We start from the raw sequence: 12,266 nt of genomic DNA on the forward strand, positions 1-12,266 counted from the left end.
GTCAGTTGTCCTTAGTTTGTACGGCCGACGGCGCGACGCCGTTCTTCGCGTTGATCGCGCCGTACTGCCCCGCCTTGCCTTCCGCCTGCTCGACCAGCGAGAAGACGACCGTTGCCTGCCCGGCGGGGATGTCGGCCACGTCCACCGAGGAAACGATCTTGGTGGCCTCGGAGTCACTGCGCAAGGCCTTGAGCAGTCCGCCGTCGGCCGCGGTCGCCGGCGTCCCCGCGACCACGGCGCCGGAGCTGCCGGTGTCCAGGCCCTCGATGAAGTCGACGCTGTCGTTGTACGTCGAGTTGTCCGGCAATGGCGTCGGCGGTTTCGCCGCGACCACCAGCACCAGCGTCGCCCGGTCCTTGATCTGCGACGGCTTCAGCGACAGCAGCTTCGCGCCGGTGAATCCGCTGATCACCTTGGTCGAGTCGGCGTCGCCGGTCTTGCCGTCCTCCTTGGCCGCGATGCCGCGGGCGAGCAGCAGGCCGGCCCGCTGGTACGTCGTGCTGTCGGTCGGGATGTCCATGTCCGCGGTGACGAGCTGGTTGACCAGCGTCTCGACGAGTTGCCGCTGCCCGGTGTCGAACAGCTTCGCGTCCAGCGCGACCTTGGTGGTGACGACGCCGCCGGCCTTCTCGACCTCGTCCTGCAGGCTGTTGGTCAGGTCGTTGTCCGCGTTCGGCATCGTGACGATCGCGACCTTCTTGTTCGCCAGCTTGCCGCTGGTCATCCCGGCGGTCACCTTGGCGACGTAGTCGTCGCGGTACTTGTCGAGCGCCTTCACCTGCACCAGTTCGGCGCGGGCGTCGGCGAGCTGCTGCCGGTCCTTCTCGGCCTGGCTCGCGACCACCTCACTGGCGGTGCCCTTCAACGGGCCGGCGCCCAGCACCACACCGGCACCCAGGGCGAAGAAGATCGCCACGATCGAGACGATGTGGTAGCGAAAGTCGATCACGTGAACAGCTCCCGGATCCAGTAGACGAAGTCGCTCCAGCGCGCCCGCAGGATCGACCAGGCGACGTCGTCGGCGCCGATGGCGACCATCGCCATCGCGACCGCGAACAGGCCGGCCACCATCAGCGCGACCACCTGCAACGTCGAGACCCGGCTGCGGTACAACCGGGAGACACCCTTGGCGTCGACCAGTTTGGCACCGACGCGCAACCGGGTGATGAACGTGCTCGCCATGCCCGGGCGCCCCTTGTCGAGGAACTCCACCAGCGAGTTGTGGGTGCCGACCGCGACGATCAGCGAGGCGCCCTTCGAGTCGGCCAGCAGCATCGCGACGTCCTCGCTGGTGCCGGTGGCCGGGAACTCGATCGATTCGACGCCGAGCCGCTCGAGCCGCTCCGAACCCGGCGCGCGGCCGTCGCGGTAGGCGTGCACGACCACCTCGGCGCCGCTCCGCAGCGTGTCGTCCTTCACCGAGTCCATGTCGCCGAGGATCAGGTCCGGGGCGTACCCGTTCTCGACCAGCGCGTCCGCGCCGCCGTCGACGCCGATCAGCACCGGCCGGTACTCGCGGATGTACGACTTCAGCGCGACCAGGTCCTCGCGGTAGTCGTAGCCGCGGACCACGATCAGGACGTGCTTGCCCTCCATCGGCGTGTGGATCTCCGGGACGCCGACACCGTCGAGCAGCAGGTCCTTCTCGCGCCGCAGGTACTCCAGCGTGTTCGCGGTGAAGGCCTCGAGTTGCGTGGACAGCCCGGCGCGGGCGTCGTCCATCAGCTGCGCGACCGACTGGCTGTCCTGCGACAGACCCTTCGCGACGACCTCCTGGCCGCGGTACAGCGTGCCCTCGTCGAGCCGCACGTGCTCACCCTCGTGCAGGATCGAGAACACCTCGCGGCCGACGCCGTCGACGAGCGGGATGCCCGCCTCGACGAGGATCTCCGGACCGAGGTTCGGGTAGCGGCCGCTGATCGAGTCGGCCACGTTCACCACGGCGGCGACCCGGCAGTCGGCGAGGGCCTCGGCGCTCACCCGGTCCAGGTCGACGTGGTCGATGACCGCGATCTCGCCCGGCTTGAGCCGTTTGGTGAGATTCTTGGTACGTCGATCCAGCCGGACCACGCCGGTGATGCCGGGCAGTTCAGTGGGTCGTGCTCTCCGCAGGCTGGGCAGTTTCATCGCACCCTCATCCTGCCATGTCAAGAGCCCTCTCCCAGGCCATTTACCCGGCGAGGGACTTGTTCACGCACTGAAATAACAGTGACTGTGCGTCAAATCATCCTTTTGAACGACTCTTCCGCCGCGGTGTGTGGCGCTCGGCCGCGAGCGCGAGCAGCTCCTCGGCGTGCGCCTGCGCGGCGTCGGAATTCTCCAGGCCGGCCATCATCCGGGACAGTTCCTTCAGCCGGGCGTCGTCGTCGAGCGCGACCAGACCGCTCGTGGTGACGGACCCGTCGTCGCTCTTCAGCACGACGGCGTGACGGTCCGCGAACGCCGCGACCTGCGGCAGATGCGTCACCACGATCACCTGCGCCTTCTCCGCCAGCCGGGCCAGCCGCTTGCCGACCTCGACCGCGGCGCGGCCGCCGATGCCGGCGTCGATCTCGTCGAACACCAGCGTCGGCACCGGATGCGTGTCCGACAGGATCACCTCGAGCGCCAGCATCACCCGGGACAACTCACCGCCGGACGCCGCCTTCTGCAGCGGGCGGGCCGGGCTCCCCGGGTTCGCCGCGAAGCAGAACTCGACCTCGTCGATGCCGAACGGGCCGGCCGTCGTCTCGTGCACCTCGACCGACAGTTTCGCGTGCGGCATCGCCAGCCCGGTCAGCTCCTCCGACACCGCGACGCCGAGCCGCTCGGCCGCCTCGATCCGGGCCTCCCGCATCTGCCGGCCGAGGTCCGCGAGCCGCGCGTCCAGCTCGGTCAGCTCGGCCGTCAACTGCTCCACGCGCTCGTCGCTGCCGTCGAGCTCGGCCAGCCGCTCCGCCGACCGCTTGGTCCACTCGATGACCTCGTCCACGGTGCCCTCGTCGGCGCCGTACTTGCGCACCAGATTGGTGAGCAGGGCACGTCGCTCGCTCACCACTGCCAGCCGCGCCGGATCGGTGTCCACATCAGCGGCGTACGACGAGAGCTCCTGGGCCAGGTCGGCCGCCAAGTACCCGAGCTCGCCGGCCCGGTCGGCCAGCTCCGCGAGCTTCGCGTCGTGCTCGCGTTCGCCGTCCAGGACCTGTTTCGCCAACGCCAGCAGGCCGAGTACGTCATTCGGCCGGCTGGCGTCGAGGTCCTCCGAGGCCAGCGCGTCCGCGGCCGTCGTCGCCGCCGTCCGCAGACCGTCGGCATACGCGAGGCGCTCCTCCTCGGCCGCGAGCTCGGCATCCTCGCCGGGCAACGGCTCGGCCTTCGCGACCTCGTCCAGCCCGAACCGCAGCAGGTCGGCCTCGGCGAGGCGGTCGCGCTCCCGGGTGGTCAGCTCGGTCAGCTCGGCCTGGACGTCGCGATGCCGCTTGTACGCCGCGGCGTACTCCTGCAGCGGCACCAGAACCGCCTTACCCGCAAAGGTGTCGAGCGTCTCGCGCTGCCGCGCCGGCTGCAGCAGCCGCCACTGGTCGGCCTGTCCGTGGATCGCGACGAGGTCGCCGGACACCTCCCCCAGCACGGAGACCGGGACGGACGCGCCGCCGAGGAAGGCCCGCGAACGCCCCTCCGACGACAGCTCGCGCGCGATCAGCAGCTCGTCGTCGTCCAGCTCACCGCCACGATCCTCGGCCTGCTGCACGATCGCCCGCGGTACGGCGCTCGCGCGGCCCTCCACACGCGCGCGGCGGGTCCCGTGCCGCACCAGACCGCTGTCGGCGCGCCCGCCGAGCAGCATGTTCACGCCGGTCACGACCATCGTCTTGCCGGCCCCGGTCTCGCCGGTGACCGCGGTGAAGCCCGGGTCGAGGTCCAGCGTCGCGTCCTCGATCACGCCCAGCCCGGTGATGCGGATCTCCGAAAGCATGGTCTCAGTTTCCGTTTCCGTTGCGTTTGCGTTCGGCGGCGCCACGCCAGCCGAGCACCGGGAGGTCGAACTTCGCCACCAGCCGGTCGGTGAACGGCGCCTCGTGGGCCCGGGCCAGCCGGACCGGCATCGAACCCCGCCGGATCTGGATCTCGGCGCCCGGCGGCACCTCGACCATCCGCCGGCCGTCGCACCACAGCACCCCGCGCCCGTGCCAGGACCGCACCAGCTCGATCGACAGCCGCGACGTCGGCGCCACCACGATCGGCCGCGAGAACAGCGCGTGCGCGCTCAGCGGCACCATCAGGATCGCCTCGACCTCCGGCCAGACGATCGGGCCGCCGGCCGAGAACGCGTACGCCGTGCTGCCGGTCGGGGTCGCGACCACGACGCCGTCGCACCCCCACCGCGACAGCGGCCGGTCGTCCACCTCGACCAGCACCTCGAGCATCTTCTCCCGGGCGGCCTTCTCGACACTCGCCTCGTTCAGCGCCCAGGTCTCGAAGATCAGGTTGTCGTCGAGCCGGACGTCGACGGCCAGCGTCATCCGCTCCTCGACCGTGTAGCTGCGGTCCACCACCACCTGGACGATCCGCTCCAGGTCGTCGACCTCGGCCTCGGCCAGGAACCCGACATGGCCCAGGTTCACCCCGAGCACCGGCGTACCGTGCGGGCGGGCGAGCTCGGCGCCGCGCAGGATCGAGCCGTCGCCGCCGAGCACCATGATCAGCTCGACGTCGTTGGCGGCCTTCTCCGGGTCGTCGACGATCTCCGCCGGGTCGAGCCGGAGCTCCTCGGCCTCGCCGCCGAGCAGCCGGACCTGCATCCCGGCGCCGGTCAGCAGCCGGTGCGCGTCGCGGGCCACCCCGACCGCCTGCTCCCGGCCGGTGTGCGTCACCAGCAGCACGCGCCGCGGCTCGTGCTCAGCCAACCCAGGTACCCCCTTCATTGAGGCCCGCGCTCGATGGCGGTCTGCAGCATCGTCTCATCGAGACCCGGCGCAACACGTCGTATCCACAGGAAGTATTCGACATTTCCTGACGGGCCAGGCAACGGGCTGGCCGCGACGCCCTGGATTCCCCACCCCAGCTCGCTCGCCTTCGCCGCGACGTTGCGCACCGCGTCGGCGCGCAACTCCGGGTCCCGGACCACGCCGCCCTTGCCGAGCCGGTCCTTGCCGACCTCGAACTGCGGCTTCACCATCAGCACCAGATCGCCGTCCGGTTTCACCACGCCGATCAGCGCGGGCAGCACCAGCGTGAGGCTGATGAAGCTCAGGTCACTGACGACGAGGTCGACCGGCTCGCCGCCGATGGCGTCCAAGGTCAGCGTCCGGACATTGGTCCGGTCCATCACCGTGACCCGCTCGTCGGTCTGCAACGCCCACACCAGCTGGCCGTAGCCGACGTCGACGGCGATCACGTGCGCGGCCTCGTTGCGCAGCAGTACGTCGGTGAAGCCGCCGGTCGACGCGCCGGCGTCGAGCGTACGGCGGCCCTTCACCTGGACGGCCGGGAACGCCTCGAGCGCGCCGAGCAGCTTGTGCGCGCCCCGGCTGGCGTAGCCGGGATCCTCGTGCTCGGACGTGTCGACGACGATCGGCGCGTCCGCACCGACCCCGGTCGCGGGCTTGCCGGCCACGGTTCCCGAGACCTTCACCTTGCCGGCCGCGATCAGCTCGCTCGCATGCTCACGGGAGCGCGCGAGGCCACGCCGTACCAGCTCCGCATCGAGCCGCGACCGCTTGACTCCCTTGGCCACTCGGGGTTTCCGGCTATCCCCGCTCGCCCTGCTCGGCGTCGGCCTCGACCAAGGCGGTCTGGAGGCGCTCGTGCAGGTCGGCGTACACCTCGCCGTGCTCACTCACCGGCTTGTCCCGCAACTCGTCCAGGCGCCCCATGGTCTCCTCGACCAGCGGGTGACCGCCTTCCTCGTGCTCGTGCTCCGCGTCCGGCGCCGGGTCCTCGGCGGAGCCGGCGTGGAAGGAGTGTTCGTGTTCCTGCCCCGGGGCACGGGCGAACTCCGGGCCGAACTCGACCTCTGCGGGGTCCACGTGCTCCACGGCGTCCTGGGCACCGGGCTCGGTGTCGTAGTCGGGGTGCGTCTGCGGCTGCTCGTACCGGTCGGGGTCCTGGCCGGGCTCGACGTCCGGGTCCACGTCGGGTGGGAACTGCTCGCCGGGATGCTCGGTCATGTCAGGCCTTCTTCGCGGTCTTCTTCGCCGCGGCCTTCTTGGCCGGCTTCTTCGCCGCTGGCTTGGCCGGCGCGTCGTTCCCGGCGGCCGGCGCGCTCTGCTCGGCGGCCGCCCGCTCGGACGCGGCGGCGTGTGCCTCGGCGAGCTCGGTCTCCAGCGCCTTCACCCGGCGGGTGAGCGCCGCGACCTCCTCGGAGCGCACGAATCCGAGGCGCGCGACCGCGCCCTCGACCTCGTTCGCCACGATCGCCTGGAGCAGCTGGCGGTTGCTCTTGCTGGTGGCAACGATCTCGTCGGCCAGTTCACTGACTCGGCTGGTCAGCGCGTCCGCCCCGGTCTGCTGCAGCAACGCCTTCGCAGCCGTCTGGGCCTTCTGCTTGGTGACCTCGGTCAAGCCGCTCGCCAGTTGTACGTAGCCGCGCAGTGCGTCCAACACCATGACTGCCTCCTCGCATCGTCCCCAGCAACGGTATCGCCTCCCCGCCGCAACACCACCCAGCCACCCTCCCCAGGGGTGGTGCGGCTACTTGTCGAGGCCGATGCGGTGCAGGGCGGCGTCCAGGGCGATCGAGTCGGGGGTGGGCGCCGGCTTCGGGCGGGGACGGCGGCCTCGGGTGGTTTTGGCGGGCTTCGGCGGCTCGGCGGGCGCGTCGACCGCGGCCCAGACCGCGGACAGGATCGCCCGGAGCCCGTCGTACGGCGCTCCCTCGCCCTTCACGGTGACGGCGTTGTTGACGACCTCAGCCGTCCAGCCGCCCGACGTGTGCTTCGAGCCCTCGACGGTCACGCCGGCCTGCTTCTCGGCCAGTGCACCGAGCCCGGCAGCGACGTACGTCGGGCGCTGGTGCTTCGGCGCCCGCGCCAGGTCGTACGCGTCGTTGACGCCGGTCGCCACCCACAGGCTCGCGATCCCGACCGCGTTCGCACCTTCGATGTCGGAGTCCAGCCGGTCCCCGATCATCAACGGCCGCTCGGCTTCCAGCCGCTCGATGCTGGTCTCCAGCAGCGGCGGCTCGGGTTTCCCGGCGACCACCGGGTCCACGTCGACGGCGGCCCGGACGGCCCGCACCAGCGTGCCGTTCCCGGGCGCCTTGCCGGCCGCGGTGGGGATCGTCAGGTCGAGGTTGGTCGCGAACCACTTCGCGCCCTCGTTGATCGCGTGCGCGCCGTCGGCGAGCATCACCCAGTTAACGTCCGGATCGAACCCCTGGACCACGGCGACCGGTCGCGCGTCGCTGGACCGCACCGGGGTCAGCCCGTACTCCTCCAGCGCGACGTGCAGCCCTTCGCCGCCGACCACGAGCACCGCCGACCCCTTCGGGAACTCGCTCGCGATCAGCTTCGCGGCCGCCTGCGCCGAGGTGACGACGTCGTCGGCGATCACGTCCAGCCCGAACGACGCGAGGTGCTCGGCAACGACCCGCGCCGGCCGGCTCGCGTTGTTCGTGATGTAGCCGATCCGCATGCCTTCCTTGGCGGCCTTGCGGAGGTTCTCCGGCGCGTCCGGGACCGGATCCGGGCCGACGTACACGACGCCGTCCAGGTCCAGCAGCGCCACGTCGTACCGGCTCGCGAGCGGTTCGTCACACGCCGACAACGGCGGCGGCGATTGACGTTCCGCGCTCATGCTTCACCCCGTACGATGCCGCGCATGCCGGATGCTCGGGGGGTGCTGAGACTCGACCCACTGCGTGCCTGGCGGTTCGTGGCGGGCAAGGTGAGCGCGCTCGGCGCCGTCACGTCGCCGCCGTACGACGTGCTGGAACCCGCCATCGTCCGGCGGCTGACTGATTCTGATCTGCACAACATGGTGAGGCTCATCCTTCCACGCGATCCGGACCTCGGCCCGGCCCGGTACGACGAACCCGCGCGACGGCTCGCCGGGTGGCAGCGGGACGGCGTCGTGGTGCAGGACGAACGGCCCGCGCTGTACGTGTACGAGCAGCGCCTGGGCAACGCCGTACTGTGCGGACTGGTCGGTTCGCTCCGCCTCGACCCGACGCGTCAGGTGGTGCTGCCGCACGAGGACGTGATGCCGCACTGGGTCGACGACCGGCTACGGCTCATGGAGGCGACCGACGCCGACCTGGAGCCGATTCTGCTCGCCTATTCCGACGGGGGCGCGGCCAGCGATGCTGTAGACGCGGCCCGGTCTGGTGAGCCATGGCTGGAGGCTGAGACGTACAACGGAGCCGAGCACACCATCTGGCGCATCGACAACCCGGTGGTGCTCGCGACGATCGAGGCGGAGCTCGCCAAGCACGAGGCGGTCATCGCGGACGGGCACCACCGGTACGCGGCGTACCTGGAGCGGCAGCTGCGGGAGCCCTACCGGCAGAGCACAGAGGTCGGTCTGGCGATGCTGGTCGACTACACCAGGCACCCGTTGACGCTGGACCCGATCCACCGCGTCGTGCCGGGTCTGGACCTGGCGACTGTGCGGTCCCGTACGCCGTCGGACTGGCAGGTGCAGGTCGGTCGCGCGGAGGAGGTACCGGACCGGATCTCGGTCACGGACGGTTCCAGTTGGCTGACTCTCCACACTGCTTTCGAGGCACCCGCAGTGACCCTGCTGCACGACGTGCTGTTGCCGGCGTGGGGTGTGGCTGAGGACGACGTCACCTTCCACCACACACTGGCCGACGCACTGGCGCTGGCCGGCCCTCAACAGGCCGCTGTGGAGCTTCCAGCTCTCCGGATGGATCAGGTGCTGCGGTCGGCCGCGATGGGCGTCGCGTTGCCGCAGAAGGCGACGTCGTTCGGCCCGAAGCCGCGGGTGGGGCTGCTGTTCCGGACGCTGTGAGCGTCAGGGCCGGTGGTACAGGCTCAGGAACTGCTCACGAAGTGGCTTGCGCGCGGCTCTGTGGCGCTCTGTGAGCCGTCCGAGGGTGAAGGAGAGCTCTGGGTCGTCCTGAGCCGCTGCATCGACTGCCATGGCGGTCAGGGCGTCTGCGGCGGCGCAGTGGTCCTGGTGCTGGCCCAGCAGTTCCTGGTACGTCGCTGCGTGCGCGGCGGTGGCTCTTGCTTCGTCGCCGAGTACGGCGGCGCTGGTGTCGGCGGCGTACCGCACTCGCTTCGCCAGCAGCCGTACCTCGTGCCAGTCGTCGTCGGGCGTCCAGGGCTTCAGCTTGTCGGCTTCCTGGGTGAACTTGACCGTGGCGGACCGCAGGAGCTGCGGGAGGACCTCGCTGCACGGCTTGGCCGCCTTGGCGTTGAGGTCAGGCGCGGTCGCGACGGCTTCGATCGTGGTGAGCAAGGCCCGGGTGGATTCGCCGAGAACCACCTCGGCAGAGCGGGCCGCGGCGCGCTCCAGACCGAGGGTGAGGGTGGTGAGGATCGTGTCGACGTGTTCCTGGTTGTCCTCGCTGGTGGCGTTCTCGCGGACGAGCTCCGCGATCACCTCGAGGTCGCGCGCCTCGCCGCAGGCTTGTGCCAGCGCGGCCAGATCGGCGCGCAGTTCGGTCGCCCAGTCGCCTGCCAGCAGCTTGCGGAACAGCTTCAGATCGCTCCGCAACCGCCGGCAGGACACTCGGACCTGATGGATGGCGTCGTCCTCGCCGTTCTTCACCATCCCGACAGACTTCTCGAGCCGCAGCGCACCTTTGGCGAGCGCCGCCCCCACCAGCGCCCCCACTGGCTCGCCGGCCGCCGGCACACCCGCACCCCCCACGCGCTACTCCTCGCTGCCCTTGGACTACCCGTCCGAACCCACATCCTCGCCCACGCCGCCCGCACCGTCCACGCCGGCCGCGTCGTCGACGTCCGCGTCCACCGCGTCCACCGCGTCCACCGCATCGATGACGTCTGCCGTCTCGTCTGCGTCCGCGTCGTCCACGTCGGCTGCGTCGTCTACCTCAGCCACGGCCACGTCGGCTGCGTCGGCTGCGTCCGCTGCGTCGATCACGTCGGCCGTGTCGTCCGTGTCGGTGGTCTCGTCCTCGAAGTACTCGTCGTCCAGGACGGTGTCGTCCTCGTCGAGGTCGGTGAACTCGAGGCCCTCGAGCTCGGCGGCCCGCTCGGCCGCTCCGGTCAGACCGTCGCCGTCGACGCCGGCGGCCCGGTGGAACCAGACCAGCGCGTCGTCGGTGCGCCCAGCCTCCGCCAGCGCGTCGGCGTACGCGTACCGCAGCCGCGGCAGCCAGTCGGCCCGCGTCCGCTTGGTCAGCTCCGGCACCTCGAGCATCTGGATCGCCGCCGCGGTCTGCCCCTTGTCACGCCGCGCCCCGGCCGCCACGATCAGCAACTCCATCTGGGTCGGCTCGGACAGGTCGTGGACGTGCTTGTCCTTCGTCAGCGCCAGCGCCTTGTCCGGCCGGCCGAGCGCACGCTCGCAGTCGGCCATCATCGCGAGAACCTCGTGGTTCCCGGTCATCCGCCGTACGGCGCGGAACTCGGTGAGCGCCTCGTCGTAGTGCTCAGCCAGGTACGCCGTGATCGCCACAGCCTCGCGTACACCGCCGAGCCGCGCAGCCAACCGCCGCGCCGTCCGCGCGTGCTGGTACGCCAGCTCCGGGTCGTCGTCGAGGAACCGCCCCGACGCGACCAGGTGCTGCGCGACCAGGTCGGCCAGCGTCCGCGGCAGCGACCGCAGTTCGGCCTTGACCGACCGGTCGAGCTCGGCGCCGGTGATCCCTTCCGGAATCTTCGGGTCGTCGCGCCGCGGACCGACCTTCTCCTCGCGCTCCTCCCGCCGGAACCCGCCCCGCCGGTCGTCCCGCCGATCATCACGTCCGCCGGACCCACGCCGCTCGTCCCGGCCTCCGGTCCGCCCCCGCGAATCCCCGGCCGCCGAACGGCCGCTGGAGTCGCCGCGCTCGTCCCGCCGGAAACCGCCACGCTCACTCCGCCCAGGCCCACCGGCCCGAGCCGGCCCCCGCCCACGCGAATCCCCACGCTCATCCCGCCGGAACCCACGGTCGTCCCCCGACCGCTCGTCCCGCCGATATCCCCGCGAGTCCCCACCACGCTCATCCCGCCGATATCCGCCACGCTCATCGCGCCGGTACCCACCGCGCTCATCCCCGCCACGCTCGTCACGCCGATATCCACCGCGCTCAGCACCACGGTCAGCACCACGGTCATCCCGTCGGTATCCACCGCGGTCATCCCCGCCACGCTCGTCACGCCGGTACCCACCGCGCTCAGCAGCACCACGGTCATCGCGCCGGTACCCACCGCGGTCATCGCCACCACGGTCAGCCCGTCGATACGCACCGCGGTCATCACCGCGGTCGTCACGCCGGTAGGACCCACGGCTCTCGCCGCCGCGGTCGTCACGCCGGAAGCCTCCGCGATCGTCCCGGCGAGGGCCGGCTACGCCACGGCCCGCACCAGCCCCACGCCCACCTGAGCGGTCGTCACGCCGGTATCCACCGGAGCGATCGTCCCGCCCACCGCGATCGGACATCTGCCCACCGAACGGATCCCGCTCAGACTTGTCATCCCCTCGAGAACCGGCAAACCCCCGCCGGTTCTCGTACGAACTCTCATCCCGATCCCGGTACGACGAACCACCGGAACGCCCACCGGACCCACCAGAGCGCCCGCCGGCAAACCCACCCGGCCGGCTCGGCCCGCCACTGCGACCGCCTGTGCCACCACGAGGCGCCGAACCACCCGAAGAACCGCCACGACCCGCGCCGGAACCCGCACGACCGGCCCCGGCCCCAGAACGCCCGGCACCAGAACCCGCACGACCCGACCCACCAGTCCAACCGGTGCCCGAACCGCCACGACCGGCACCGGAACCAGCGCGACCGCCGCCCGAGCCCGAGCGACCAGCTCCAGAACCCGTGCGGCCAGTACCTGAATTCGAGCGACCGGAGTCCGACCGTCCGCCACCGGCACCGCCAGAGCGGCCGGCGCCTCCGGAGGAACCGCGACGGTCCCCGGAGCCGGAGCGAGGATTGCGAGGTGGCGTAGCCACGGTGACTCCTAACGATGCTGAAGAGCAGTAATCGGACAAACGTTACCGCGCCCGCAGCGGAGGTGACGTCCTGGTCGGCGGCCGCCGACCCTCCACAAATGTTAAGGGCCACCCCGGTGTGGGGTGGCCCTTAACAGTGTGAATGTCCGGCGGCGTCCTACTCTCCCACGACCTCCCGGTCGCAGTACCAT

General features: G+C 70.9%; 12 protein-coding genes. 2 read left to right on the forward strand and 10 right to left on the reverse strand.

The genetic code is table 11. From position 1 onward, the window contains the following. Position 1 precedes the first annotated feature (1 nt). From AB0L64_RS30225 to AB0L64_RS30260, 8 genes are all read right to left on the reverse strand, one after another. Positions 2–949 (reverse strand): copper transporter, encoded by a 948-nt coding sequence (locus tag AB0L64_RS30225; RefSeq protein WP_363715504.1) that lies wholly within the window; start codon positions 947–949, stop codon positions 2–4. Continuing rightward, complete coding sequence (gene steA / locus AB0L64_RS30230) at positions 946–2,127, reverse strand: putative cytokinetic ring protein SteA (RefSeq protein ID WP_363715506.1); 1,182 nt, start codon at positions 2,125–2,127, stop codon at positions 946–948. The genes AB0L64_RS30225 and steA overlap by 4 nt, the downstream gene beginning before the upstream one ends. Before the next feature lie 97 nt (positions 2,128–2,224). Next, positions 2,225–3,955: a DNA repair protein RecN gene (recN, locus tag AB0L64_RS30235; protein ID WP_363715508.1), complete on the reverse strand. Its 1,731-nt coding sequence runs from the start codon at positions 3,953–3,955 to the stop codon at positions 2,225–2,227. Between the two features lie 4 nt (positions 3,956–3,959). Beyond that, on the reverse strand, positions 3,960–4,886 hold the full coding sequence (locus tag AB0L64_RS30240) for an NAD kinase (RefSeq protein WP_363715510.1): 927 nt from the start codon (positions 4,884–4,886) through the stop codon (positions 3,960–3,962). 14 nt (positions 4,887–4,900) lie between these two features. Continuing rightward, positions 4,901–5,716, reverse strand: a complete 816-nt coding sequence (locus AB0L64_RS30245; protein ID WP_363715512.1) for a TlyA family RNA methyltransferase — start codon at positions 5,714–5,716, stop codon at positions 4,901–4,903. Positions 5,717–5,729: 13 nt separating this feature from the next. After that, positions 5,730–6,149: a hypothetical protein gene (locus AB0L64_RS30250; RefSeq protein ID WP_363715514.1), complete on the reverse strand. Its 420-nt coding sequence runs from the start codon at positions 6,147–6,149 to the stop codon at positions 5,730–5,732. A gap of 1 nt (position 6,150) precedes the next feature. Further along, positions 6,151–6,588 (reverse strand): phasin family protein, encoded by a 438-nt coding sequence (locus tag AB0L64_RS30255; RefSeq protein ID WP_363715516.1) that lies wholly within the window; start codon positions 6,586–6,588, stop codon positions 6,151–6,153. An 84-nt stretch (positions 6,589–6,672) separates the two neighbouring features. Continuing rightward, complete coding sequence (locus tag AB0L64_RS30260; RefSeq protein WP_363715518.1) at positions 6,673–7,776, reverse strand: HAD-IIA family hydrolase; 1,104 nt, start codon at positions 7,774–7,776, stop codon at positions 6,673–6,675. A gap of 24 nt (positions 7,777–7,800) precedes the next feature. Here AB0L64_RS30260 and AB0L64_RS30265 point away from each other — a divergent pair, with 24 nt between their 5' ends. Further along, positions 7,801–8,952, forward strand: a complete 1,152-nt coding sequence (locus AB0L64_RS30265; protein WP_363715520.1) for a DUF1015 domain-containing protein — start codon at positions 7,801–7,803, stop codon at positions 8,950–8,952. 3 nt (positions 8,953–8,955) lie between these two features. On the opposite strand, the gene AB0L64_RS30270 is transcribed toward AB0L64_RS30265, so the two are convergent. Continuing rightward, positions 8,956–9,819 (reverse strand): CHAD domain-containing protein, encoded by an 864-nt coding sequence (locus tag AB0L64_RS30270; protein WP_363715522.1) that lies wholly within the window; start codon positions 9,817–9,819, stop codon positions 8,956–8,958. A gap of 24 nt (positions 9,820–9,843) precedes the next feature. Beyond that, positions 9,844–10,590 (reverse strand): hypothetical protein, encoded by a 747-nt coding sequence (locus AB0L64_RS30275; RefSeq protein ID WP_363715524.1) that lies wholly within the window; start codon positions 10,588–10,590, stop codon positions 9,844–9,846. Between the two features lie 51 nt (positions 10,591–10,641). On the opposite strand from AB0L64_RS30275, the gene AB0L64_RS30280 reads away from it, so the two are divergent. Then, positions 10,642–11,499 carry a hypothetical protein gene (locus tag AB0L64_RS30280; RefSeq protein ID WP_363715526.1) on the forward strand — a complete coding sequence of 286 codons (858 nt, stop codon included), beginning with the start codon at positions 10,642–10,644 and terminating at the stop codon, positions 11,497–11,499. Positions 11,500–12,266: the final 767 nt, after the last annotated feature.

Source organism: Kribbella sp. NPDC051936 (assembly GCF_040680955.1).
Taxonomy (GTDB): Bacteria; Actinomycetota; Actinomycetes; order Propionibacteriales; family Kribbellaceae; genus Kribbella.